This is a genomic window from Roseiflexus sp. RS-1, from assembly GCF_000016665.1.
Taxonomy (GTDB): domain Bacteria; phylum Chloroflexota; class Chloroflexia; order Chloroflexales; family Roseiflexaceae; genus Roseiflexus.
In genome coordinates this window covers 5,119,548-5,145,487 of sequence record NC_009523.1, presented here as the reverse complement: position 1 = coordinate 5,145,487, position 25,940 = coordinate 5,119,548, and the positions used below count along the sequence as shown (strand labels likewise).

Annotated in this window: 24 protein-coding genes and 1 pseudogene; 21 read left to right on the top strand and 4 right to left on the bottom strand. The window is 54.8% G+C overall.

Features of this window, described 5'->3' with window-relative positions; genetic code table 11:
- Window positions 1-86: 86 nt before the first annotated feature.
- The gene (locus tag ROSERS_RS21165; protein WP_011958785.1) at window positions 87-1,499 is read right to left on the bottom strand and encodes a substrate-binding domain-containing protein; all 1,413 of its coding nucleotides are present in this window, start codon (window positions 1,497-1,499) and stop codon (window positions 87-89) included.
- Between the two features lie 729 nt (window positions 1,500-2,228).
- The gene (locus ROSERS_RS21160) at window positions 2,229-2,882 is read right to left on the bottom strand and encodes a redox-sensing transcriptional repressor Rex (protein ID WP_442969659.1); all 654 of its coding nucleotides are present in this window, start codon (window positions 2,880-2,882) and stop codon (window positions 2,229-2,231) included.
- 325 nt (window positions 2,883-3,207) lie between these two features.
- Between ROSERS_RS21160 and ROSERS_RS21150 the strand changes: the two genes are divergently transcribed.
- The 8 genes from ROSERS_RS21150 (at window position 3,208) to ROSERS_RS21120 (ending at window position 8,439) form a co-directional block, all read left to right on the top strand.
- Complete coding sequence (locus ROSERS_RS21150) at window positions 3,208-3,792, top strand: ANTAR domain-containing response regulator (RefSeq protein WP_011958783.1); 585 nt, start codon at window positions 3,208-3,210, stop codon at window positions 3,790-3,792.
- A 12-nt stretch (window positions 3,793-3,804) separates the two neighbouring features.
- A complete protein-coding gene (locus tag ROSERS_RS21145; protein WP_232282699.1) occupies window positions 3,805-4,425 on the top strand; it encodes a hypothetical protein in 621 nt (206 codons plus the stop codon).
- A 213-nt stretch (window positions 4,426-4,638) separates the two neighbouring features.
- Window positions 4,639-5,616 carry a GDP-mannose 4,6-dehydratase gene (locus ROSERS_RS21140; protein WP_011958781.1) on the top strand — a complete coding sequence of 326 codons (978 nt, stop codon included), beginning with the start codon at window positions 4,639-4,641 and terminating at the stop codon, window positions 5,614-5,616.
- Window positions 5,617-5,657: 41 nt separating this feature from the next.
- Window positions 5,658-5,786, top strand: a complete 129-nt coding sequence (locus tag ROSERS_RS27220) for a hypothetical protein (protein ID WP_269626513.1) — start codon at window positions 5,658-5,660, stop codon at window positions 5,784-5,786.
- 66 nt (window positions 5,787-5,852) lie between these two features.
- Window positions 5,853-6,200, top strand: coding sequence for a nucleotidyltransferase family protein (locus ROSERS_RS21135; protein WP_442969648.1), 348 nt, complete (start codon window positions 5,853-5,855; stop codon window positions 6,198-6,200).
- On the top strand, window positions 6,190-6,597 hold the full coding sequence (gene hepT / locus ROSERS_RS21130) for a type VII toxin-antitoxin system HepT family RNase toxin (protein WP_011958779.1): 408 nt from the start codon (window positions 6,190-6,192) through the stop codon (window positions 6,595-6,597). Before ROSERS_RS21135 ends, hepT begins: the two co-directional genes overlap by 11 nt.
- Before the next feature lie 70 nt (window positions 6,598-6,667).
- On the top strand, window positions 6,668-7,249 hold the full coding sequence (gene rfbC / locus ROSERS_RS21125) for a dTDP-4-dehydrorhamnose 3,5-epimerase (protein ID WP_011958778.1): 582 nt from the start codon (window positions 6,668-6,670) through the stop codon (window positions 7,247-7,249).
- 338 nt (window positions 7,250-7,587) lie between these two features.
- Window positions 7,588-8,439 (top strand): ABC transporter permease, encoded by an 852-nt coding sequence (locus ROSERS_RS21120; RefSeq protein ID WP_011958777.1) that lies wholly within the window; start codon window positions 7,588-7,590, stop codon window positions 8,437-8,439.
- 116 nt (window positions 8,440-8,555) lie between these two features.
- On the opposite strand, the gene ROSERS_RS25375 is transcribed toward ROSERS_RS21120, so the two are convergent.
- A protein-coding gene (locus ROSERS_RS25375; RefSeq protein ID WP_085979421.1) for an IS5-like element ISRfsp3 family transposase occupies window positions 8,556-9,613 on the bottom strand; the annotation gives its coding sequence in 2 pieces (ribosomal slippage) (window positions 8,556-9,082 and window positions 9,082-9,613; 1,059 coding nt in all).
- 184 nt (window positions 9,614-9,797) lie between these two features.
- On the opposite strand from ROSERS_RS25375, the gene ROSERS_RS26280 reads away from it, so the two are divergent.
- From ROSERS_RS26280 to ROSERS_RS21060, 13 genes and pseudogenes are all read left to right on the top strand, one after another.
- Complete coding sequence (locus tag ROSERS_RS26280) at window positions 9,798-9,935, top strand: hypothetical protein (protein ID WP_157041181.1); 138 nt, start codon at window positions 9,798-9,800, stop codon at window positions 9,933-9,935.
- 187 nt (window positions 9,936-10,122) lie between these two features.
- A complete protein-coding gene (locus ROSERS_RS21105) occupies window positions 10,123-11,529 on the top strand; it encodes a glycosyltransferase family 4 protein (RefSeq protein ID WP_011958776.1) in 1,407 nt (468 codons plus the stop codon).
- Window positions 11,530-11,618: 89 nt separating this feature from the next.
- Window positions 11,619-12,053 (top strand): nucleotidyltransferase domain-containing protein, encoded by a 435-nt coding sequence (locus tag ROSERS_RS21100; RefSeq protein ID WP_011958775.1) that lies wholly within the window; start codon window positions 11,619-11,621, stop codon window positions 12,051-12,053.
- Window positions 11,992-12,471, top strand: coding sequence for a hypothetical protein (locus ROSERS_RS21095; RefSeq protein WP_011958774.1), 480 nt, complete (start codon window positions 11,992-11,994; stop codon window positions 12,469-12,471). The genes ROSERS_RS21100 and ROSERS_RS21095 overlap by 62 nt, the downstream gene beginning before the upstream one ends.
- 623 nt (window positions 12,472-13,094) lie before the next feature.
- Window positions 13,095-13,460: a nucleotidyltransferase family protein gene (locus ROSERS_RS26525; RefSeq protein ID WP_011958773.1), complete on the top strand. Its 366-nt coding sequence runs from the start codon at window positions 13,095-13,097 to the stop codon at window positions 13,458-13,460.
- A complete protein-coding gene (locus ROSERS_RS21085) occupies window positions 13,450-13,878 on the top strand; it encodes a HEPN domain-containing protein (protein WP_011958772.1) in 429 nt (142 codons plus the stop codon). The genes ROSERS_RS26525 and ROSERS_RS21085 overlap by 11 nt, the downstream gene beginning before the upstream one ends.
- A 649-nt stretch (window positions 13,879-14,527) precedes the next feature.
- A pseudogene (locus ROSERS_RS27455) lies at window positions 14,528-15,274 on the top strand (ABC transporter ATP-binding protein); the annotation flags it as partial.
- Window positions 15,254-17,140, top strand: a complete 1,887-nt coding sequence (locus tag ROSERS_RS24465) for a methyltransferase domain-containing protein (protein WP_442969658.1) — start codon at window positions 15,254-15,256, stop codon at window positions 17,138-17,140. The pseudogene ROSERS_RS27455 and the gene ROSERS_RS24465, both read left to right, overlap by 21 nt.
- 4 nt (window positions 17,141-17,144) lie before the next feature.
- Window positions 17,145-20,243, top strand: coding sequence for a glycosyltransferase (locus ROSERS_RS27215; protein ID WP_011958770.1), 3,099 nt, complete (start codon window positions 17,145-17,147; stop codon window positions 20,241-20,243).
- Complete coding sequence (locus ROSERS_RS24455; RefSeq protein ID WP_011958769.1) at window positions 20,240-21,250, top strand: glycosyltransferase family 2 protein; 1,011 nt, start codon at window positions 20,240-20,242, stop codon at window positions 21,248-21,250. The genes ROSERS_RS27215 and ROSERS_RS24455 overlap by 4 nt, the downstream gene beginning before the upstream one ends.
- Window positions 21,251-21,288: 38 nt before the next feature.
- Window positions 21,289-22,038, top strand: a complete 750-nt coding sequence (locus tag ROSERS_RS25365) for a class I SAM-dependent methyltransferase (RefSeq protein ID WP_011958768.1) — start codon at window positions 21,289-21,291, stop codon at window positions 22,036-22,038.
- Window positions 22,039-22,053: 15 nt separating this feature from the next.
- Window positions 22,054-22,827 (top strand): glycosyltransferase family 2 protein, encoded by a 774-nt coding sequence (locus tag ROSERS_RS21065; RefSeq protein WP_011958767.1) that lies wholly within the window; start codon window positions 22,054-22,056, stop codon window positions 22,825-22,827.
- A gap of 24 nt (window positions 22,828-22,851) precedes the next feature.
- Window positions 22,852-24,717, top strand: a complete 1,866-nt coding sequence (locus ROSERS_RS21060) for an ArnT family glycosyltransferase (protein ID WP_011958766.1) — start codon at window positions 22,852-22,854, stop codon at window positions 24,715-24,717.
- A gap of 164 nt (window positions 24,718-24,881) precedes the next feature.
- Here the strand turns inward: ROSERS_RS21060 and ROSERS_RS25360 are convergent.
- Window positions 24,882-25,939 (bottom strand): IS5-like element ISRfsp3 family transposase gene (locus ROSERS_RS25360; RefSeq protein ID WP_085979421.1). Its coding sequence is split into 2 segments (ribosomal slippage): window positions 24,882-25,408 and window positions 25,408-25,939, totalling 1,059 coding nucleotides; the frame shifts between segments, so codons are not numbered across the junction.
- Between the last annotated feature and the right edge of the window lies 1 nt (window position 25,940).

The window sequence follows — 25,940 nt, the reverse complement described above, 5'->3', positions numbered from 1 at the left end:
ATGAACCCGCCCCTGCGAGCGTTCCGCTCTCCTCCGGTTTACCTTCGCAGGGAGTGTCGAACAGTCCGGCGCCTGTCCCAACCTGGTTACTGACCGCTCAGGCTGCCATAGGGAAGGCTGCCGCATCGTTCCTTGAGATTTTCGGGCAGCAGACAGGGCGGCTCCGGGCGAGTTGTGGCGACATACTCATAGAACTTCGCGTCCGGATCGGTCAGGTTGGTCAGTTTGAGGATGTACATGTCCTGAATGGCCACATGGTCTTCGGGACGGATGTAAACCGTTCCCTTCGGTCCTTCAAACGACATGCCTTCCATCGCTTTGATGAGCGCTTCGCTGCCGACATCGCTACCCGTCTTGCGTAAAGCTTCGACCAGCAAGATGGCGGCATTCATGCCGTCGGCGTCGAAAATGTCGGGGTTGACGCCATAGCGTGGTTTGGTATTGGCGACGAGGAAATCATTCGCCGGATTCTTCGGCGCGGTGTAGTGGTAAACAATGCCGCTGGTCGAGCCAACCGCCCCGCCGTAGAAGACCGGCATCAGGGCATTATCGATGAAAGCGGATGCCAGACTCATCTTATCGTTCACACCGAGATCGTTCGCAGCCTGGAAGAGCGGTACAAAGCCAGAACCAGCCCAGGTGACGATGTACGCCTCCGCGCCTGAGTTCAGAATCCGCTCCATATAAGGCGTAAAGTCGGTGGTATCCGCCGGTGCAAAAATATCGTCGGCAACGAACTCACCGCCGAGTTTGCCGCACGCATCGCGGAAAGCTGCCGCTGATCCGCGACCAAAGGCGTAATCCGGCGCAATCTGCACGAATTTCTTGTACTTCTGGGTGAGATACGTGCAGACGTTCATTGCATCCTGATAGTTGTTGCGACTCACGCGGAAGGTATAGATATTGAAATCCTTGCCGGTAATGTCATTGGCGGCAGCCGGAGCAACAATGAGCGGGATCTTGTTCTCGAAGGCGATTCCCTGAAGCGTTGCCGTCGCACCTGACGAAACAGTGCCGACCAGGATGTTGACCTTGTTCACATCGATCAGTTCACGTGCGATAGTGGCAGTATTCTGCGGGTTGCTGGCATCGTCGCGCACAAAGACCTGAATCTCGCAGTCATCCACCTTGAAGGTATTCTCTTTGGCAGTATTGAAATCGAACTTCTCGCCTGCTGCGCCTGGTGCGCCAGCCATATACTCCATGCCGAGCATGAACGAACGCAGAATATGCGCGCCATAGATGGCAAGAGTCCCAGAGACATCTGTAATCAATCCCACCTTCACCGGTTCAGTGCACGTCAGGCGTGCCGCTGCCGTTGCTTCGGTCGGCGCTGGAGTTGGCGCAGGTGGTTGCGTCGGCGCAGGTGGTTGCGTCGGCGCAGGCGGTTGCGTCGGCGCAGGCGGTTGCGTCGGCGGCGTAGCCGCCGGAGCGCCGCAGGCTGCGAGGATTATCGCTGCCAGCAGCATGAGAACCGTAAGCAGACGAACATGGTTCATACTGGCCTCCTTCGAAAACATCTTCCTCCTATCAAGGAAAGCGGAACACAGAACCTGACCTCGTGCATTCCGCAGTTCCTTCGAGAATCGCTCATCCCGGCGCGAAGGGAAGAGTGGCACGGTTACAACTCGATCCACACCTGTGCCCGGAATCGGGTAACTGACCGTTCGCTCCAGCGGGAGCGCTGGTCTTGCCGGAGTGGACAGACACCATCGTGCCAGTGTTCAAACGACCGGGACATCATCGTGGGTTGCGGCGAATCGTCATCCCAGTCACTACCGCCGCGCGCTTTCGAGGAACGGGAACGACAGGTAACGCCCGCCTGCACGCAGAATAGACTCGACGCATACCCGGTGCACACAGGCGCAGGGCATCCGGCGAAGGATCTACCGGCATGCATATGTTCAAAGATGAGAGATTCAGACGCTGGATGGGTGTACCTGGTGAGCAGAAACCGCACCATAGCGATGTCGCATCATAGCGAATCGAGGGGAGCGTAGCGCACCGTAGTTACAGGGCAGTTACAGGATTGGAGGTTAGAGCAACCCGTGGAGTCTATTCACCGGTGCTGCGTTCAGGCAATGCTCCTGCGCACTATCCCGCGTCGCATTGAGGACGCCGGTGAAACGAACACTCCGCGCCCGCGCCCGCATCGGCGCGGCGATTGCCGGTTTGCCTGTCGTTGTCGCGCGCTGCCAGGCGACGGCGCGCCGGAGCAACGATCCCACCTAACTTTCGGGACTGTTGTGCCGCGCACTGTTAATGTCGCGTGCGAGATAGTAGGTCATACTATGGAGAATTGCGACCGGATCGATGTAGCGTACCCAGACCCCATCCGGCACTTGAAGTACCGTTGGCGCATAACTCAGGATGGCGCGCACCCCCGCCATAACCAGGCGATCGGTCACTTCCTGCGCGCTGCGTGCTGGAACCGCGATGATCGCCAGGCGAATACCCTGCTCCCTGATAATGCGATCGGCTTCCTCGATACTCTGAACCGTCATGCCATCAATGACCGTGCCGATCTTCGAGGGGTTGCTATCGAACAGCCCAGCGATACGGATGCCTTGCTGGCGAAACCCTTCATAGCGGGCAATCGCTTCGCCAAGGTGACCGATGCCTACCACTGCTACGGGCCACTCGCGCGTCAGACCAAGAATGTCTTCGATCTGCTGGAGAAGTTTCCGAACGTTGTAACCAATGCCCTGCTTGCCAAATTCGCCGAAGTACGAGAGATCTTTGCGGATCTGCGCAGCGGTGACATTGATCCGGTCCCCGAGTTCCTGCGAGGAAACAGACTCAACTCCTTCCTGGAGCAGATAACGAAGACTGCGTGCATACAACGGCAATCGCCGGATGACAACGTCAGGGGGTTCTTCCATCCGATCCACGTAGACCTCCGTGCAGGGTGATTCGCCATGGCGTCAGCATTTCATATGCGCCATTGTCAGTGAATATATTCGGGCGCATCCATGCCCATGTGTACGACATCGCCTTCAATGATCCGCCACATTGGGATACTGTAGAAGTATGTGAAGTGTAGCACTATGTTTATCGGATTGTCAAGATACTTTGACCGTTCTTGACCGTCGCTCTGGCAGTATGTTATACTCAGACACTGTACAAGCATCCTGTGGTGAGCGATCAACATGCTGTTCACCCTTATCAAAAGGGGTGCAACGGCTATGGATATAGAGGAGATATCCTATGTCCCAGCAACTACGCCTGGTCATCGCGGATGATGAGTCGATCATCCGTATGAACCTGAAAGAGACGCTGGTCGATCTGGGCTATCTGGTCGTTGGTGAAGCAGGTGATGGTGTCAGCGTCATCAATCTGGCGCGTGAACTACGCCCGGATCTGGTGATTATGGATATCCGGATGCCAAAACTCGACGGCATTCAGGCAGCCAAAGTATTGACCGAAGAGAAGATCGCGCCGGTGCTGTTGTTGACCGCATACTCGGATCGTGAACTGGTTGATCGGGCGCGCGAAGCTGGCGTGGTCAACTACGTCGTCAAACCATTTCACGAGGGGGAACTGCTCCCTGCCATCGAAATCGCCCTGGCGCGCTACAATGAGTTTCGCGAGATGGATAAGCAGATCAATGATCTGAAAGAGACGCTGGAGACGCGCAAACTGGTCGAACGCGCCAAAGGCGTTTTGATGGATACGCAGGGTCTCAAGGAGCACGAAGCCTTCCGCAAGATCCAGCAACTCTCGATGAATACGCGCAAGTCGATGCGTGAAATTGCACAGGCTATTCTGCTGACAGCGCAGATCGAGAAGTAGTTCTGGTCATTCGTGGCTGAACCTGTGATAAGTTCCGGGTCGGGCGAATCTCCCCCGCCGGGCGCACATCAGTCGGGCGCGGCGCGTCTGTTGCGCGCCGCGCTGCCACATGCACTAACCGCACTCGTCGCTGTTGCGCTGACGTTGAGTATTCAACGCCTCTTGTTGCCAGCAGCATCCGGGCAACCTCTGGTGACGCCCCAGGTTGCGTCGATCATGCCGGTCTCTTCCCCAATGCCAACGTCCACTGTCAGCGCTACTCCGTCACCGCAATCGACCGAAGCGCCGCTCGCTGCAGCCCTGACGCGCCAGGAACTGATTGACCTGCGCGCTCAGGACGAGCGGTTGTGGGCGGCAATGTACCTGATGCGCGCGCTCCATCATCTTGACGACGCCGAAAGGTCGCTGCGGGCGAATGATTTTGCGCGTGTCGAGCAAACGCTGGCGGCGATCGACGAGGCGCTGGCGCAGGCGTATGTGCGTGCTGCTGAAGCCGATCGCGATCCGATTTCACAGATTCGCTCCGATGTCGGCGGCATTCGTGAAGATCTCTACCTGCGCCCGGAGGGAATGGATATCCGTCTGGCGCGGGTGCGTCAGGCGATTATGACCCTGATCGAAGCGCGTCGGTGAGGGTGGGTTGCACGTTGCAGGGTTGCACGTTGCAGGTGGATATACTGAGTGGTCTTCGCCGCCAACCTCGCTCTGCGGTGGACTATCGGCAGCGGGGCGACTCTCGTGTGCTGCACACACGTCGTCTACCTTCACGGGTCTTGGGAGCATGAACGTCAAATGTGGGAAGGTTGCGGGTGGGAAGCGTACATCTAACCCCTACAGGTGAGGAACATGGCACAGCGCAGCATTCTGATCACTGGCGGCGCAGGGTTCATCGGTTCGCACCTGGCGGATGCCCTGATCGAGCGCGGCGACCGGGTGGCGATCATCGATGATCTCTCCACCGGCGCGGTTGCGAATATTCGCCACCTCAAAGGACATCCGAACTTCAGTTATACGCTCGATACCATCGCCAATGAAGCGGTGCTGGCGGAACTGATCGACGAGAGTGATGCGGTGGTGCATCTGGCGGCGGCGGTCGGCGTGCAACTGATTGTGCAAAGCCCCGTGCGCACCATCGAAACCAATGTCAACGGCACTGAACTGGTGTTGCGCTGGGCGGCGAAGAAGGGAAAGACTGTGTTGATTGCCAGCACGTCCGAGGTGTACGGCAAAAGTGAGCGCGCCCCCTTCCGCGAAGACGATGACCTGGTGCTTGGTCCTTCCACAATAAACCGCTGGAGTTATGCCTGCTCCAAACTGCTCGATGAGTTTCTGGCGCTGGCGTACCACAAAGAGCGCGACCTGCCTGTGATCATTGCGCGCCTGTTCAACACGGTCGGTCCGCGTCAGACGGGGCGCTACGGGATGGTCGTGCCGCGCTTTGTTCGGGCTGCACTCCGTAATGTGCCGTTGCGTGTGTATGGCGATGGGCAGCAAACGCGCTGCTTCTGCTACGTCGGCGATACAGTGCGCGCATTGATCGCCCTGCTCGACCATCCAGACGCGGTTGGGAAGGTTTTCAACGTTGGCAATCCGCAGGAAGTGAGCATTCTCGAACTGGCGCAGCGTGTGGTGCGCCTGGCGCAGAGTTCATCACCGATCGTGCTGGTGCCCTACGAGCATGCCTACGAAGCCGGGTTTGAAGATATGCGCCGGCGCGTGCCGGATATTTCGCGTCTCACAGCGCTGACCGGCTTCCGCCCGACGCTCGATCTCGATGATATTATCCGCACGGTCATCGAGTACGAACAGGCGCACGGCGCGTGACCGCCGACACTCGTCGCCTGCACTCGTGATATACTGAGGCTATGACGACCGACGCCATCCAGACCAGTCTTATGACAGCATCGGACGCCGACCCGTTCCGTGCTGAAGCTGAATCGCGTGTGCGCGCGCTGGAAGCGGAACTGCGCCGTCTGCGCGGCGAGGAAGAATGACTGTGAAAACAGTGCCACAGTTCGATGCGCTCGTTGCCTGGTGCAAAACACACGACATTGCGCTCTGTGTGCTGTTTGGCTCACGCGCGCGGTCAGGCGCGCCCCAATAGCGACTACGATCTGGCGCTCAAACCCGGTCATCCGCCGGCGCCGCTCGACCGCGTCGCATGGCAGGTCGAGATTGAGAACCTGTTAGGTGCAGATGTCAGCCTGGTGCTGCTCACGCCAACGACCGACCCGGTGCTGGGGTGGGAGATTGCGCGCGACGGAAAACTTCTGTACGAGCGCGATCGCGGGTTGTGGATGAGTGAGCGGGCGCGTCTGTGGCATCTCTACAATGATGCATTGCCCTTTCGCCGCGCTCTTGCCGAGTCGTTGCGGTCCTATGCTGAAGAGGTGCGCCATGGCGCGTGACGTGCTCTTACGCAAACTGGCGTACCTGCGGCGATTGTTGCGCGATCTTGCGCCATTTGCGCAGATGAGTCGCGATGAGATAGAGAAGCAGCACTATACGGTTGAGCGTATTCTGGAATTGCTGGTTGGCGCCGCAGCAGATCTAACCTTTCACATCCTGGCTGAACGCGGTCTGACGCCGACATCGGATCGAGAGTCGTTTCGTCTGGCAGCGCAGGAAGGGTTGCTTCCAGGCGATCTGGCGGAACGGTTACAGCAGGCGGCGGGGATGCGCAATATTCTGGTACATCTGTACGAAACAATCGATTATGCCGTCCTTCATGCCAGTATTGCGCCAGCGCTTCACGATTTCGCGCTGTTTGTCGCCGTAGCGGAACAGTGGGAAACATCGGAGTAGCATGAACGCAGTGCGGAGGATATGACCCAGGCTCAAGCATTTTGCACAAGAGGTTGCAATCAACACGATTATGCAATTCACGCTTCACACAACACCGCTCCCCGGTGCGATCATCATCGAACCGGCGTGCTTCCGCGATGAACGCGGTTTTTTTCTGGAATCCTGGAACCGGCGCGATTTTGCAGCGCACGGCATTACCATCGACTTTGTGCAGGATAACCACTCGCGCTCGGTGAAGCATGTCCTGCGCGGTTTTCACTACCAGGATATGACCGCACCCATGGTCAAGCTGGTGCGCTGCACGCTCGGCAGCGTTCTCGACGTTATTGTCGATCTCCGGGTTGGTTCACCCACGTTTGGGCGCTGGCATGCGGTCGAATTGACGGCGGAGAATATGTTGCAGTTGCTGGTTCCGGTCGGTTTTGGTCATGCCTTTCTCACCCTCTCCGATGTTGCTGAGATTCAGTATAAATGCAGTGCCTACTATACGCCTTCCGCCGAAGGAGTCATCACCTGGAACGATCCTGATATTGGGGTCGACTGGCCCGTGACCGAACCGATTCTCTCGCAGCGCGACCGACGAGGGATGCGGTTGGCGGAGTATCTGGAACGTCCGGCGTTCAGGTTTGAGGAGGGGAACGTTGGGCGTTGAAGGTTGAACGTTGGAAGGTTGAACGTTGAGCGTTGGAAGGTTGAACGTTGAACGTTGGAACGTTGAACGTTGGTAAAGTTGAAGGTTGGGTGTTGAACGTTGAACGTTGAACGTTGGAACGTTGAACGTTAGTAAGGTTGAAGGTTGAAGGTTGAAGGTTGGGTGTTGAACGTTGAACGTTGAACGTTGGAACGTTGAACGTTAGTAAGGTTGAAGGTTGAAGGTTGGGTGTTGAACGTTGAACGTTGAGCGTTGGGCGTTGGAACGTTGAACGTTGAACGTTGAACGTGGGAACGTTGAACGTTGGAGCGTTGGAACGTTGAGCGAGGTACACGGCTATGGCAGTTCTGGTCTCTACACGAACCGAGGGCATTTTTGCGCTTTTGAATCCGCTGCATCTGGCGCGCACGCTGTGGCGACATCGCGACCTGATCGTGCAGTTGACCCGCCGTGAGATCGAGGGGCGTTATCGCGGCGCATACCTTGGCATCCTCTGGTTGCTGGCGCACCCGCTGCTTATGCTGACCGTCTACACGCTGGTGTTCGGCGTCATTTTTCAGAGTCGCTGGCCCCAGGCGCGCAGCGACAGCCTGGCAGATTTTGCGCTGATTCTGTTTGCCGGGTTGTCGGCGTACTCCTGTTTCAGCGAAACGGTCAGTCGTGCCGCCGGGTCAATCGTGAGCGTACCAAACTATGTGAAGAAGGTGATCTTTCCGCTGGAAGTGTTGCCGGTCAGCATTCTCGGTGCGGCGCTGTTCCATATGCTGGTGAGCATCGGCGTGCTGCTGGTCGCACACCTGGCACTTGGCGGCGGCATGCCGTGGACGGTCATTCTTCTGCCGCTCGTCAGCCTGCCGCTCATCTTTCTTGCCCTGGGCATCGCCTGGTTTGTCGCCAGCCTGGGGGTCTACATTCGCGATGTGGGGCAGGCAATCGGGATCGTGTTGCAGGTGATGTTTTTCCTGACGCCGATCTTCTATTCGATCGAGATAATCCCGGAGCCATTTCGCACGCTGGTGCTGCTCAACCCGATGGCGCCGGTGACCGAAAATTTCCGCCGGGTGCTGCTGTGGGGGCAGTTGCCCAGCTTCCCCGGCACGCTCTGGTGGATCCTGGGAACCGGCGTGGTGATGATGTTGGGGTATGCGTGGTTTATGAAAACACGAAAAGGGTTTGCGGATGTGTTGTGAGGGGGGAAGGGTTGAAGGTTGAAGGTTGAAGGTTGAAGGTTGAAGGTTGAAGGTTGAAGGTTGAAGGTTGAAGGTTGAAGGTTGAAGGTTGTGCGTCCAACGAATAATAGACTTCATCAAGATTCGTTTTGATTTTTGGACTGCTTTTTGCGTTTCAGCCAAATTCGGAAGTTATGCAGCCCGCAACATGTTTCCATGACCATATCCCGAAATTCGGAACAACTGAAGCGGATAATGTCGTGAATGATTCGATACCGCTTGATATCGCCGATAACATGTTCAATACGAACGCGAACGGATGAGATACGCCGGTTTTCCTCCTTTTCCTGCGGCGTGAGGGTTCCATTGCGCGGCTTCTTCTTTGGCTGCATAATCTGGACGCCAGGCAGGGTAAATCCTTGAAATCCGGCGTCTTGATAGAGAATGCTCGCGTTTGGAAGGGTGTATCCCGCTTCATCCGCAATACATTTATCGTGGACCCTTCCTTCGTAGGTGTCACTCAAAAAGTGAATAGAGCCAAACTCATCAATGATGAGAACGTTCTTAAGCGTATGTCGTTTCTTCTTACCGCTGTAATACAACTCCCGGTCGACTTTGTCGCTTGGACGGCGAATGGGACGTTCTACGCCGTCATGGATAAAAAGGGGGGCGCTTTTGTCGCATGCGACGGTTCTTCACACGACGGTTCTTCACACGACGGTTCTTCACACGACGGTTCTTCACACGACGGTTCTTCACACGACGGTTCTTCACACGACGGTTCTTCACACGACGGTTCTTCCTGCAATCGCCTCGCCAGGTCGTCGGCAGTGCGCGCAGGCAGGAGATTTTGCTGTGAAAGCGCATAGTTCAGCGCTCCGTGCAAAAGATGCACCCATTTGCTTACGTTTGATTGGCTCATTTGAAAGAGGTGTCCGTGCATCACTTGCGTTGGGTTTTGTTTTAAGTAGGTCAAAATAAAGAGCAATTTATCTTCTGTTGTCGGAAGCGGCGAGTTTGCATACGAGACGTAGCGACGACAATATCGGACGCGGCCATCAATCGTGCGACGTTTCATATACGCTTCAAATGCGGCGTGGAAGATCGGAACCAGCGCGTGGAACTCTTCAACGGTCAGTCCGGTCATAGAGCGTAATTTCTCCGGATTTTCGATAATGGATCGATACTTACACATCGTTTTTCTCCATTTTCAGATTGTACAAAAATAGTATATCACTAAATCTTGATGATGTCTAATGTTGCGGGCAAAGGCGTTGTGAGGCACACAAAGGGTCGGATGCGCAGAGATGTGGAGAAGGGATCAATTATGCTCATTGTAGTCTCTCCATCGACACACAAGTTATTGTCGTGAGGTGCTCATGAAATCGAAGTTCCTCAACTGGCGCATGTTCCTCTTGCTCTCGATCATGGCTGGTATTTCAGGTGCGGCTTCGCTGTCGCCCTTAACTGCATTCGCTTCCGGTTCTGTTGTGCACGTCGTGCCTTATGGTCTTTGAGTAATTATTCCGCTCCAGCCCGCGCAGGCGGGCTTCGCCTTGCCTAGCCGAGAGCTTCAGCTCCAGGGCTAGTTCGGTATAGCGGATTTAATTCTCAATCTCCATCATTTCGGTCACCCATTATCGCTATCGGGCATACGACCCGTGCCGAAACACACGTCGGCAAACCGTTGTATAAGGACATAGCATGCGCATCCTGTTGATGACCCCGTTTCTCACTATTGGCGGGGCTGACCGGTTGAATCTCGATGTGGTGCGGCAACTCACCGGGCGCAGGTTCCGGTTCAGCGTTGTTGCGACCCTGCCGCATGCGCACGAGTGGCGTCCGCTGTTCGAGTCGATCACTCCCGATGTTGTGACGCTCCATCCCATGATTGCGCCTGAGCAGCAACCTGCATTTGTGCGTGATCTGATCCGTTCGCGCGACATCCAGGCGCTGCTGATCAGCAACAGTCAGTTCGGCTATGTGCTGCTGCCCTACCTGCGCCGTCACTGTCCTGATGTTGTTGTCCTCGATCTGCTGCATGCAGTGGAACCGCACTGGCTCGATGGCGGATATCCGCAACTCTCGCTCCAGCAACGCGCCTGGATCGACCTCAGTATCACGGTATCGGGCGATCTGCACGACTGGATGATTGCGCGTGGCGGCGATCCGGAGCGGATCGTTGTCAGCCCGGCAGCCATTGATGTGAACGTGTGGAATCCGGCGCACTTTGACCGGGCGACCATTCGCCAGGCGTCTGGCATGCCTCTCGATCTGCCCCTGATCCTCTCCGTCGGGCGTCTCGCACCAGAAAAGCGACCGCGCCTGGCGATGCGAATCCTGCGCGATGTTGCGCAGCGCGGTGTTCCGTTCAGTGCGCTGATCATCGGCGAAGGTCCTGAACGTCCGGTGCTGGAACGCATGCTGCACGATCCGGTGCTGCGCAACGTTCGACTGACCGGGGCGCTTCCCCCGGAGCGGGTGCGCGAGGCGCTGGCAGCCGCCGATCTCCTGCTCCTGCCCTCCGCGCGTGAAGGAATCGCAATAGTGCTCTACGAAGCCATGGCAATGGGAGTCGTCCCTGTTGCAGCCGATGTTGGCGGGCAACGCGAACTCGTCACCCCCGACTGCGGCATCCTTGTCCCGCCGTCGGGCGATGAAACCACCGCGTATGCCGCCGCGATCATCGGTTTGCTGACCGATCCAACGCAGCGTGCCGCGATGGGGGCGCGTGCACGCCAACGGATCGTCGATCATTTCCGGCTCGATCTGATGGGGGACCGGATGGAAGCCTTCATGCGGCATGCAGTCGAGCATTCAGCGCGCGCGGGTCGCACCATCCCTACGCCGGAAGAAGCTGAGCGGAGCGCGATCGAAGCGATCCAGCTTGCGCGCCAGGCGCGCAATGTTGCGCGTTTGTGGGAGACCGGCGGGTATGCCGGTGACATTGATCTGTCACCAGCGCGTCGTGCTGCGCTGCGGATTGTGCGCAGCGCGCGGAAGCATCTGCGACCGTGGTACCGGCGACTCGCCGCGCACGACGACAGTCGGTTGCGGCGCGGCGTCCTGACCGTGCGCGATTGGGTGGTGCGATGGGTGTATCGCGCGTAGGGGCGCAGCGCCCCTGCGCCTGTACTGATTGTCAATCGCGCCTGCGCGTGGTACGATCAAACAGGAAATGCTTCTTGTAGAGGCGCAGCATGAGCGGTCAATTCGCGTTCGATCTGGCAGCCAGTCGAGCGTATCTCATATCCCGCCAGCAACGAGCATATCAGGTTGCGGAGCAGTTGCGGCAGGCGGCGCTGCACGCGGTGTATCGTGCTGCCCGCCTGGTTTTGCCGCGCTTCCCCGGCGTTGAGCGAGCGTATGTTTTTGGCTCAGTGCTGCGATCCGGCGCGATGCATGCCGGGTCGGACATCGACATTGCTCTTGAAGGGAGACTGAGCGCCGAAGAGTATTTCGCCCTCTGGCGAGCGCTGGAAAACGAGCTGAGCGAATGGACGGTCGATCTGGTGGAGTTGGATCAGGAGGTGCGCTTCGCAGACTTTGTACGCGAACAGGGAGCGCTGATCTATGAACGTTCAGATTCAGACGTTGAAAGCCGAAATTGCTGCCGACCTGAAGGCGATCGCTGAGATCTACGATGCACTTACTGAATACGACACCAGGCTGACCGGCGATGAGCGCGTCATTGTTCTGGCGTACTACCTGCACAATCTGTATTGCGCCTTCGAGAGCATCTTTCAGCGTGTCGCCAGTGTCTTTGGCAATCAGATTGCCGACCGGAGCGGGTGGCATGCCGGGCTGTTACGACGGATGACGCTCGATATCGATGGGGTGCGTCCCCGGTTGCTGAGCGATCAGTCGTATGATTGCCTGGATGAACTGCGTCGTTTTCGGCATCTTTTCCGCAGCGCCTACCGGATGCGTCTGGATGCTGAGCGGTTAGCGCTGGCGTATCGAAGAGCACGGGTGTTAGAGCGCATCTATCGGGCTGACATTGAGCAGTTTCTGGCATTCCTGGATGGTCTGATCCGGGTTGAGGGCGAGTAGGGATGCTATTTGTCGTGTCGCATGAAGCGCTTGCTTCCGGCGGCATGGAGACCGAAATTATGGAGATTGAGAATATAATCCGGTATACGCCTCGTGCCGTCGAGCTAATGGAGATTGAGAAATAAATCCGGTATGCGTCGCGTGCCGTCGGGCTAATGGAGATTGAGAATTAAATCCGCTCTCCCGCGCTAGCCGTCGGGCTGAAGCCCTCGGCTAGGCAAGGCGAAGCCCGCCTGCGCGGGCTGTAGCGGATTATTTACTCAAAGACCATAAGCCCTCGGCTACACGAGACGAAGCCCGCCTGCGCGGGCTAGAGCGGAATATTTCTTCAAAGACCATAAGCCCTCGGCTATGGAAGGCGAAGCCCGCCTGCGCGGGGTATGACGGATTATTACTTCAAAGACCATCATTTCGGTCACCACGTGGTGAGTGCGATTCCGAGGAGTGTTCAACCTTGTCCATCGGGTTCAACCTCTGGGAGAACTGCTACAATCCAGTATGCCGAACTGGCCGGGGGACTAAAGCCCTCGGCTATGGAAGACGAAGCCCGCCTGCACGGGCTGGAGTGGAGTAATTGTTCAAAGACCATCATAGCAGTCTTTTCAGCACGGAGTGCAGCGAGTATGGATCAGGGCGATGTGTTGCGGATTCGGCGATTGTTGCGGCAGCGACGAGAAACGCACCGGGCACATCTTCGGCAGGAAGTCGAGCGGTTGACGGGGTGCGCTGCCGCGCTGGGCGTTCAGCGCGTGATCCTGTTCGGTTCCCTGGCGCGGGATGAGGACGGTCTGACCAGCGATCTGGATTTGCTGATCGTGTGGGATACGCCGCTCGATTTTCTGGAACGCACAGTGGAATTGTATCGCCGTTTTCAACCCCGCGTCGCAACCGATCTGCTGGTTTATACTCCAGTCGAGATGACGTGGATGTCCCAAACCCCGCTGGTGCGGCTGGCTCTACAGGAAGGACGGGTGCTATATGAAGCGTGATGCCCGACAGGAAGGGTTGCGCTGGCTGGAACAGGCGGAGGCGGATCGGTACGGCGCTCAGTTGCTCTTTGACGGCGCAAGTTATCATCTGGCCTGTTTTGTAGCTCAGCAGATTGCCGAGAAGGCGCTCAAAGCCTTTATTTACACCCAGGGCGAGGAACTGGTGATCGGACATTCTGTGGAAGCGCTGTGCCGTTGGGCTGCCGAATTTGACGCTGATTTCGAGCAATTGCGGGAAGAGGTAGCCTCGCTGGACGGCTACTATATTCCTACTCGCTATCCCAATGGGCTGCCAGACAGCATCCCCGCACGGGTGTATACGCAAGCGTCGGCAGAGGAAGCATTGCGGCTGGCGGATCAAACTCTGCGCCTGGTTCAAACGAAAGTGCGCACGCAGTCGCCAGGCAACGGGGATTGATGGTCTGGTTGTATTCTGGGCGCGTTTGCCCCCTCATCCCCCCTGCCCCCTTCTCCCACACGGGGCGAAGGGGGAGGTTGGGCGTGTTTGCCCCCTCATCCCCCCGCCCCCCTTCTCCCACACGGGGCGAAGGGGGAGGTTGGGCGTGTTTGCCCTCTCATCCCCCCGACCCCCTTCTCCCACACGGGGAGAAGGGGGAGTTTGGGCGTCCTGAAGCCCAAAACGAGAGAAGGAATGCAGGGGCTTCCAAAAAACCACCCTGTAAAGAGTGGGGCATCCTGATGCCTTGAACCAGAGATGGGACGCCAGGGCATGCCGGAAAAACGCATCGCCGGGAAGCGCTCCGTCAGCCAGCAGGGCTTTCATCCGCCATTCCATTGCTCTTCATGGAACTGTTCACCCCTGGGGTAACACACGCACACGGAGCGAGGGCGTCACGCCCTCGTCGCGTCTCCGAGGGCAAGATGCTCTCGCTCCCGGGAGAAATGTGAGCGCGTACCTCTTCATCATATCTTGACATCTGACCTGAGTCGTGCTACTATCGCGCACGCTGAAGAAACCAAACATAACACACGTGCACATGATGGGTATCTGACCAGACGCAGGCAGCATGACAGTTTCTGCTCCAGAGATTGCATTTCAGGAAACGATGCCGATTTCCCCTCCGACCGACGATGTCGTCATCAGTGTGCGCAACGTCGGTAAGATGTACCGCATCTACGACCATCCGCAGGACCGACTCAAGCACATGCTGCTGTGGCGTTTCGGGCGGCATTACGGGCGCGAATTCTGGGCGCTGCGCAATGTCAGTTTCGAGGTGCGGCGCGGTGAGATGGTGGGGATCATCGGGCGGAACGGGAGCGGCAAGAGCACGCTGTTGCAGATCATCGCCGGCACGCTGGCGCCGACTGAAGGCGAGGTGCAGGTGAAGGGGCGGGTGGCGGCGCTGCTGGAGTTGGGGAGCGGCTTCAACCCGGAGTTCACGGGGCGCGAGAATGTGTATCTCAACGGTGCGATCCTGGGGTTGAGCCGGGAGGAGATCGATGCACGCTTCGATGACATTGCCGCATTCGCGGACATCGGCGAGTTTATCGATCAGCCGGTGAAGTTCTACTCCAGCGGCATGGTGGTGCGGCTGGCGTTTGCAGTGCAGGTGCATGTCTCTCCCGATATCCTGATCGTCGATGAAGCGCTGGCTGTGGGGGATATTGCGTTTCAGTCGCGCTGTCTTGACAAGATCAAGCAACTGACCGATTGTGGTGTTACGATTGTATTTGTTACGCATGACATCGGGACATTTCAGAACCTGTGCACTTATGGATATCTACTTCACCATGGAATGCTGTTTAGCAGCGGTCGACCTGCCCAGGTTGCGATGCAGTACTACGAACTGATGCGAGAGAGTGAGCATGCCCGCCAGCGCCTGATGGCGTCACCTGGCGACGCCGAAGAGGTGCAGCATGAACTGCGTCGCCGCGAGGAGGAGATCAAACGAAAGACTGGTGCAGGCGAGTACCGGTTTGGTACGGGCGCAGCACGAATTGTGGACTATTGTGTGCTGGATACGGAAGGTCGCGAGACGGCCTCTCTTTTTGTCGGCAAACCTTTTCGGGTGGTGACGACGATTGAGTTTTATGATCATGTCGAGAATATTGCGATTGGTATTATGTTTCGTAACGCGCAGGGGCAGAACCTTATGGGGATGCACTCCTATATAGAGCACCGTGTTAATTTCGGTCCGCACGATGCCGGTGAGCGTCTGGAGATCGGTTGTGAACAGATCATGCTCCTCAATCCCGGAGACTATCTTCTCAATATCGGTATTGCTGATTTCCGCAGCGATTATGACTTTACCAACCTTGACTCTCGCAATAACCTGATGAAGGTGACGGTGGCTGGCAAGCCGCTCGGATACGGGTTGATCCATACACGTCCGCTATTCTGGAGTGGTGGCAGAACGCCAGTTCAATCCTGGCAGAGTATGGCGTGGAAGTCGTGGGAGGAGTGGACGCTGGAGCGTTGTGAAAAATATGCGCCCGATGCGCGTCGTATTCTGGAGATCGGTGGTCAGGGCGCGGAACTGGCGCGGTTTCTTGCTCAACGGGATCGTCAGTTGACGACGCTGAATTTTCCAACCGGCGATATTTGCCGTCCGACGCCTTATGTCGATAGCGCATTCGATCTGATTGTATGTAAAATGACATTCGAGCATCTGTACGATCCGTTCGCCGCTGCCGCCGAAATAACCCGATTGCTGGCGCCGGGCGGTATCTTGTTACTCTCAACCGTATGGTCCTGGCGGTATCACACGGCGTCGGGCTTTGATGATTACTGGCGCTTTTCGACTGCGGGGCTTATGCAACTCTTTCCGCGCCTTACAATCGTTGAAACAGGATATGATCTGGACGATCGGCGCAAAGATTGTCGCTTTGATGGGGTGCCGGTAGATGAACTTGGCGGGTGGCGTGAGCACTGGTACGTGTACCTTGTCGCAAAAAAGCCGGACATTTCAGAATCCTTGTCAGATCAGGTCATGCCATACCGTTTTCCGCGTCACGTTCTCAATTACACCCTCAATGACATCAAAACGATATACGAATCGATTCTCGCAGATCCTGTTATCCAACCTGTTATCGACGAGATTATGAGTCATACGAATGAATCAGTGCGAGAAAGGGGTATTGCGAGTGGTGCAACTGAAGAGCGCGCTTTGCCCGGCGATCCACAATTCGTATCGACAGGCTATTATCGAATGATGCTCGGTCGGTATGCGTTCGCGGGTGCAATGTTTTGTCGTGGCGCCGAAGTTCTTGACGCAGGAAGCGGGTTGGGATGGGGCGCATTTCTGGTGTCGCATTTCGCGCGAAGGGTAACTGCTTTTGATAGAGAGCCGGAACTTGTTGCTTTTTGCCGGGAAATCTGGCGTGCGCAAAACATTCTCTGGTCTGTCGGTGATATGTGTGACCTCTCGTTTTTGACCGACATGCGCTATGATGTTGTGCTTGGTATGGAAGTTATTGAGCACCTTTCCCGTGATGATGGCGAGCGGTATATTGCTGAAGCGGCGCGCGTGGTGCGTCCTGGAGGTGTTTTTATCGGCACTTCATATTTTCCTGTGAGTCGTGATGAGGCGCTGGCTGCGCAGGCTAACAATCCTGCGCATCTGCATATTTTTACGTCTGATGAGATGCTGATGCTTCTTCGCCGGTACTTCAGTAATGCGGTCATTATCGGTTCCTGGATGTTTATTGCAGTGAGGTGATGGCATGGCTGAGCGCGCTCATCCTGACGATCCAGCCTTTCGTGGAACGATCTACGAAGCGTGTCTTCGTGAGCGTTATGCCTTTTGCTTGCCGTTTGTCCATGGTCGAGATGTGCTTGATGTTCCTTGCGGGACAGGATGGGGCAGTTCACTGCTGTCCGGCTATGTTTCTCTCACCGGTCTTGATATTGATCACGACGCTATTGACTACGCGAGAAAGCATTATGCCGGTATTCGCTTTATTGAAGGTTCGATGTGCCAGTTGCCTTTTGAGGATGCCAGTTTTGATACGGTTGTGTGCCTTGAGGGGTTAGAGCATGTCTATCTGAGCGATGCACAGCGCTTCTTGCATGAAGCGCACCGGGTTCTACGCGAGCATGGCATCCTGGTAGTAACGGCGCCATTGCTCAACAATGGCAGGCATTCATCGAACCCTTACCATCTGTACGAATTTGTCGCTGCTGAGCTGAAATCGTTGCTTTCGCGTTATTTCATCCCCATCCACTGGGAGATTATCCAGGGAGGCGATGGACCGGAAGCGCGTTTTGTCGGTCAGCGTAAGGCGGTTATTAATGCTGGAGCATTCAGGATGGCTTCATCGTTGATGTTCGATCGCGTCTACGACTGGGTGCTATCGCTCACCGGAGAGCGCGGAGTGCGTTTTACCGCCGGTGGCGAAGAAAGTATTATTGCGACCAGTTGCGCAGTGCTGATACTTGAAGGAATAGATCGCTTGCAGGATGTGTCGTCCTCCCTGCGCAACCAGTGGATCGCCTATCTCCAGAGTTGTCAGCGCCCCACCGATGGTTTATTCGTTGATCCGTTGCTGGAACGTTTCCCGATCGAGAGCGCAATCCACGATCAGGCGTATGTGCTCGATCAGACAACCTATCTTGCTTTGCAGGCGCTTGATGCGCTGGGTAGCGCCCCGATTCATCCGGTATCGGTTCAAGAGCGCTGGCCCAATCCACAGGCATTTATCGCCTGGATGGAACGTCTGGACTGGTCGAATGCCTGGTTGCAGAGCAATCGGGTGATGTTTGCGCTGGCGTTCCTGGTGCATGCCGTCGAACAGTGCAATCAACGGGAAGCAGCGTCAATCTATCACGCCGCACTCGACTGGCTTGATGCAACACAGGACCGCGAAACTGGCGTGTGGGGAACACGTCATGGTGCGTCATTGCTCAACGGGATGGCAGCCGCTTACCATTTTCTGCCATTTTATGAGTATGTGTGTCGTCCGATTCAGTGTATCAATCAACTGATTGATACAACACTTGCGTTGCAGCAATCGGATGGCTTGTTTGGTTCAGGACTGGGGGGTGGAGCATGTGAAGACCTCGATGCCATCGTAGTGCTCGCGGTTGCGGCACGTTACAGCCGCTACCGGGCTGAGGAGGTGAAGCGAGCAGCCATACGCGCTTTCTGGGCGTTGTGGAATGCGCAAAACGAAGATGGAGGATTCGGGTACGCAATTCGTAGCGATGATCAGGTCTATCGCTTCAGTAGCTGGGGCGCAGCAGAGAGCCGTGTGTGTTCGAGCGATGTCTGGTCGTCCTTGGCGCGGCTCGTTGCCCTGGGTACGATCCGGCACTGGTTTCCCGATGATACGCCTTCTTTGCCTTTGTGGCGTTTTCGGCGTTGGCCGGCTTTGGGATATCATCGATCAACCGATAGACTGGACGATAATGAGCGGGCACGCTTGAAGATATGGATGCGTCCGCTCCCTGCACCCGAACGCCATACCGGGACTGAACCAGGGGTAAGTGTTATCATTCCCTGCTACAACCTGGGGCGCTATCTCTACGAGGCGCTGGCTTCGGCTTTGCAACAAACATTGCAACCGCTGGAAGTTATCGTTGTCGATGATGGCTCGACCGACGACTACACCCGTCTGGTTCTTGACACGATCGACCATCCGCAGGTGCGCGTCATCCGCCAGGAGAACTGCGGGCTGCCCGCTGCGCGCAATGCGGGTATTCGCATGGCTCGCAGTCCATTCATTTGCTGTCTTGACGCCGATGATCGCTTGCTTCCCACGTATTTTGAGCGAGTATTGCCATTACTGGAGTCTGATCCGCAGGTGGGATTTGTCACCGGTCACTACCGTGAATTCGATGGACGATCAGGAGTGGTGGCGCCTTCAACCTGCGCGTTACCCGATATGCTGGTCGTCAATCGAGCGATAGTCACGTCACTGTTCCGTCGGGAAGCATGGGAGCGTGCTGGCGGGTACTGCGAAGAATTGAGCGGAATGCACGACTGGGATCTCTGGATTGGCATCCTCGAAGCAGGATACCGTGCAGAGGTCGTGCCTGAGATACTGTTCGAGTATCGGGTACGTCCCGGCTCTATGTATGCCACGACCAGCCAGCCAGAGAACTATGCCCGCCTTGTCGGGCAAATAGTTGAGCGTCATGCGTCCCTCTACCAGCATTGGTGGCGTGATGTGGTCGTTCTGTACGCTCGTGAACACGCCAGTCTTGCTGCATATGCTGAAGGACAGGGACGGTTGTCGTCGCAGATCAGGAGCAACAGTGCGCAGCAGGCGGCGAACTGGAAGCGTGCGGCGGAAGAGCGCGCGGCGTGGATGGCGGAACTGGAAGCGGCGCGCGATTACCACGCGCAGCAGGCGGCGAACTGGAAGCGTGCGGCGGAAGAGCGCGCGGCGTGGATGGCGGAACTGGAAGCGGCGCGCGATTACCACGCGCAGCAGGCGGCGAACTGGAAGCGCCTGGCGGAAGAGCGCGCGGCGTGGATGGCGGAACTGGAAGCGGCGCGCGATTACCACGCGCAGCAGGCGGCGAACTGGAAGCATGTGGCGGAAGAGCGCGCGGCGTGGATGGCGGAACTGGAAGCGGCGCGCGATTACCACGCGCAGCAGGCGGTGAACTGGAAGCGTGCGGCGGAAGAGCGCGCGGCGTGGATGGCGGAACTGGAAGCGGCGCGCGACTACCACGCGCAGCAGGCGGCGAACTGGAAGCATGTGGCGGAAGAGCGTGGGGCGTGGATAGCGGAATTGGAGCGCGGCTACATCCGTGTGCCGCGCAGTCGTGCCGTATGGCGCCGGTTGATGCAACGCAAACGAGTAAGATCCACATGACTCGCGTCAGTATTGTTATTCCATGCTACAACCTTGGCGAGTATCTGCAGGAAGCGCTCGATAGCGCACTGCAACAAACGCATGCCGATCTTGAGGTGATTCTGGTTGACGATGGTTCAACCGATCCCGCAACCATACGAACCATCGATCAACTTGCACCTCACCCGCAGCTGCGTGTTTTTCGCACGCCTAATCAGGGAGTGGCGCGCGCCCGGAACTATGGCATTTCCCTGGCGACAGGGGCGTATGTCCTGCCGCTTGACGCCGATGATCGTATTCTGCCGGAGTATGTTGCGCGTGCGGCTGCAATTCTCGACGCCAATCCCGGAGTTGCGTTCGTCGGGTGTCACTATCGAACGTTTGGCTTGCGTCAGTCCGAGTATCGGCCAGCAGCGTATCGCTTACCGGACATGCTGGTTGAGAATGTCGCGCCGGTGACATCCCTGTTTCGTCGTTGCGTATGGGAAGAGGTGGGCGGCTACTGCCCGGAGTTGAATAGTATTGAAGATTGGGACTTATGGATCGGTATGTTGGAGCGAGGGTATCGGGGTGAAGTCGTGCCCGATATTCTCTTCGAGTATCGTGTGCGCTCGAACTCTAATCTTTCGCAGATTCGTCAACCAGAGTTATACCAGAAGCGTCTCCAGTTGCTCTACGCACGCCACGCCGGGTTGTATGAACAGTATCGCGCAGAGGTGCTGGCGTTGAAGGATCTGCTCTTTGCCCATCAACTTGCCTATACCCACTGGCTCGAAGAGCAACGCTGCGCCTGGGAGCAGGTGGCACAGGAGCGGTTGGAAATGATCACGCGATACGACCGGAATTGGGCCGTCCGGGAGCAGCGTCGCCAATGGTGGAGATATCAGATCGGGCGCGTGCAGCGAGTCCTGGCGCAACATCCCGATCCCATACATCGGATGCAGGCGCTGACAAAAGGAGGGCTGCGAGTTCTGCGGCGAAAACTGTCGCCATACCTGCAGCGCGTATCGTGGAGAAAGGTCCTCTAGGAACAGGTGTGTGTTGGTGATAATGACAGGGTATCGTTATGTTTCTGATCACAAGAAACGGTGTGGATAGTCGTCGTTTGACTCAAAACGCAGAACACTTTGATGCCATTGCCGGCAGTGTCTACGATGAGAGCATCCCGGAGCACATCATGCGGCATTTGACTAGGCGTCGTGTCAATCTTGTACGACGGGTGTTGCCTGCTGGTGGTGTATTGGATGTTGGTTGCGGCACGGGACGCTTTTTGAGCGCTCTCCCCTCGGATGTGTATCAGCGGTTTGGTATAGATGTATCGCCTGGCATGATTCGGACTGCTTATCATAGGGACGCTTCGTTACGGTGTTGTGTCGCCAGTGGTACTGCTCTTCCTTATGCAGATGAGAGTTTTGACGTTGTGTTCTGTGCAGCAGTACTGCATCATATTGCTGATCCTGTGGCAGTAAAGCAGACGATTGTGGAGATCATACGAGTTCTTCGAAGAGGCGGCTTTGCTGTTATTTGGGACCACAATCCGTTGAACCCATACTGGCCCCTACTTATGCGCCGTGTACCGCAGGATACTGGTGATGAACGCCTTATACCGCGGCGTGAAATAGCAGCAGCACTCAGTGATATCAGTGGAATGTATCCTCTCAACGTCCGATGGCGTTGCATGACCTTCATCCCCGATTTTGCCCCAGAGTGGGGTTTGCCAGTGTGGAGATGGATGGAACAGATTCTTGAACAGATACCTCTCATTCGCAATCTTGCGGCTCACAATGTCGCTCTGGTATATCGACTACCGACTTAGTGAAAGGAAGAGTCCATGTGGGAAGGTAAGACGGTCTCAGTTATCTTGCCGACGTACAACGAGAAGGACTCAATTCGTAAGTGTGTTGAGGATTTTTTTGCTACAGGTTTCGTTGATGAGGTGGTGGTTGTGAACAATAACGCCGTTCCGGGAACAGCGGAAGAAGTGATGAATACTAAAGCACGGCAGGTATTCGAGAAACGGCAGGGATATGGTTATGCCATTCAACGCGGTCTTGAAGAGTCAAGAGGAGATATACTGGTAATCTGTGAACCTGATGGTACATTTCGGCCTAAAGATATTCTTCGCTTCTTATCATACGCTGATGAATTTGATGTTGTTCTTGGCACCAGAACAACACGAGAGCTTATTGGTGAACGCGCTAATATGGGCTTTTTCTTGCGATGGGGAAATTGGGCGGTTGCAAAAATGATCATGCTTCTCTTTAATACGACGAGCCTGAGTGACGTTGGGTGTACGTTTCGACTGCTTCATCGCCACGTTTACCAGCAAATACGACCATATTTTTCAGTAGGGACATCCCACTTTGGGGTGGAGATGATGCTTATCATTTTTATGCAGAAATTTCGCACTATTGAGATCAGCGTTAATTATTTAGAGCGAGTGGGTGTTTCATCTGTCACCGGGGATATTAAAAAAGCAGTAGTACTGGGTGTGACGATGATAGCTTTTACGCTTCGTTTTTACCTGCTTCATGTCATACTACGTCGAGAAATTCCCAAAAGTGTGGAACTTGATACAAGTCATGATCCGTATATCGGTTCTTAAGAGAGGGGTCACGGAACGGAGCATATGAATAGCGTTCTTGAAGAAAGTTATGTCAAGCAGCGCTCTTATGCGTGGCTTGTATCTTCTTTACTCTTTTTTCTGGCATCGATGCTCATGATCTTTTTTGCTGTCCCATCTCTCGGTAAACCATATATTATGGACGAAATGGAGTATCCTTCCGTCGCTCAAGCGATTTTAGAAACTGGGAAGCCTGTTTATTACCGTGGTGAATTGACGCCCGAGAATATTGGTCTTTGGCACCCTCCTCTATATATAGCATGGTATGCATTCTGGTTCAATATTTTCGGTTCTTCTGTGCAGTCCGCCCGATTTTTTGGCGCATTTAACGCTATCATCTTATTTTTTATTATGTTTGTGTTTACATTGAGAAGATGGGAATTTCAAAGAAACTCTTCTCCATTTTTTGTGTGGCCATTAGCGCTATTTCTTGCTATTGTCGCTGCCGCGACATCTCCGTTATTTGTTCAAGGATCTACTCTTCCTGATATCGACACGCAAGTTCTTCCTCTGGTTTTGGTGGGTTTTCTTTTGTTTGTCTTTGAAATGCGCCGTACTAGGCATTTCGATTGGGTTTATCTGGTTTTTCTCGTGTTTGGCGTAGTAATTCAAATCTATGCAAAAATTTCCACCTTGCTTTTGTTGATTCCAACACTTATCGTTTTTGAGATCATGAATGTAATAGGCGAAAAAAGATTGTTCAATTTTCGATTTCGTCGTTTAAAACGGATGAATGGACATCTCTTTGCATTCCTTTTCTTGGTCAATTCGGGCTGGTATAGCGTCTTATTAAGAGTTCTCTGGGTAATTGTTGCCATATTTGTTTCGTTTACCCTTTTTGTTGCAAGCTGGTTTGTTATTGCGAATATCTGGGGTGTTGATTATAGAAATCCCTTTTTCTATCTCAGTTATTCTTCAAATAATCCCTTGAATTTCGCTGGATCAAGTGGACTGGGTTCGGTCGTTTTTACGATTATTAGTGATATGAGATCTCATTTCAGTTATGCTGTAACATGGATAGGAATTCCCGTACTGTTATTTGTCTTTATCGTGACGGTTATTGAACTGCGCAATTCACAGAAGGGGCTTTTTTGTCGATCCGAGCGTTTTGCTCTATTAGTGTTCTTTACTTCCTTACTCCTCTTGTATCTTATTCTCCGTCCGGCGCCCTTTGTATTCCCGAAATACTGGCCACCGCTGATTCCGGTTATTTCTCTTCTTATCGCCGACTTTTTGATGTCTTTCGATAACAGGCGACGCTTTTTTGTTGTCTTGTTGCTATTATTCGTAGGAACTATAGTACATCAGGTGTATATTCAGATTAATCCAGTAACAAGCGGTCGGGACTTTATTCTCACCTTATACACTGAATGGCCCAAAGAGCCGCTTGTGTATCAATGGCAAATATTACCTCTGATAGTTGCCTTGATCGTATCAGTTATCGTTGCACTTTTTATGAAGGATGATATTCTCGGTTTTCTGGCTGTCGGTGCGCTTGTTGTTGTATTGGGATGGCAGATCAATGTAGTGACACATCAGATGCGAGTTTCTTATTCGACAACGTATATGTACGGCGAACAATCTATTGATGATGTAACTGACTACTTAAGACGAAGTTTGCCCGACGGTGCGATCGTGATCGCCCCGAAAGATGTAGGTTACAGGTTGCAGGATCGATGGCGGTATATCGAACTGTACGCCGATCCCAGACCTTATCTTGATCGTCCGGGTGTGCAAGTGCTGGTCATGCGGACGAATGACTACTATGGTAATACTATTCGTGATACGCCGGAAATAGCCTCAGAAGTAGCGAGTCGATTCGATCTTGATGCAACTATCGGGAGTTTTTCCGTATTTTTGCGGAAACCGTGATAGTACTATGAGTGGCGATAGCACCAACCACACACCGATTCTGTGGCAGGCGATGAGTGCTGCCTGGATCAGAATCTTGCTACTATTCCCGTCACTGCTTGTGAGCGGCGTTGTGGTTGCAGCAGCGCTCCAGCACATTGTGTTTCTCGACACATTAGACTTCATCAAGATTCGTTTTGATTTTTGGACTGCTTTTTGCGTTTCAGCCAAATTCGGAAGTTATGCAGCCCGCAACATGTTTCCATGACCATATCCCGAAATTCGGAACAACTGAAGCGGATAATGTCGTGAATGATTCGATACCGCTTGATATCGCCGATAACATGTTCAATACGAACGCGAACGGATGAGATACGCCGGTTTTCCTCCTTTTCCTGCGGCGTGAGGGTTCCATTGCGCGGCTTCTTCTTTGGCTGCATAATCTGGACGCCAGGCAGGGTAAATCCTTGAAATCCGGCGTCTTGATAGAGAATGCTCGCGTTTGGAAGGGTGTATCCCGCTTCATCCGCAATACATTTATCGTGGACCCTTCCTTCGTAGGTGTCACTCAAAAAGTGAATAGAGCCAAACTCATCAATGATGAGAACGTTCTTAAGCGTATGTCGTTTCTTCTTACCGCTGTAATACAACTCCCGGTCGACTTTGTCGCTTGGACGGCGAATGGGACGTTCTACGCCGTCATGGATAAAAAGGGGGGCGCTTTTGTCGCATGCGACGGTTCTTCACACGACGGTTCTTCACACGACGGTTCTTCACACGACGGTTCTTCACACGACGGTTCTTCACACGACGGTTCTTCACACGACGGTTCTTCACACGACGGTTCTTCCTGCAATCGCCTCGCCAGGTCGTCGGCAGTGCGCGCAGGCAGGAGATTTTGCTGTGAAAGCGCATAGTTCAGCGCTCCGTGCAAAAGATGCACCCATTTGCTTACGTTTGATTGGCTCATTTGAAAGAGGTGTCCGTGCATCACTTGCGTTGGGTTTTGTTTTAAGTAGGTCAAAATAAAGAGCAATTTATCTTCTGTTGTCGGAAGCGGCGAGTTTGCATACGAGACGTAGCGACGACAATATCGGACGCGGCCATCAATCGTGCGACGTTTCATATACGCTTCAAATGCGGCGTGGAAGATCGGAACCAGCGCGTGGAACTCTTCAACGGTCAGTCCGGTCATAGAGCGTAATTTCTCCGGATTTTCGATAATGGATCGATACTTACACATC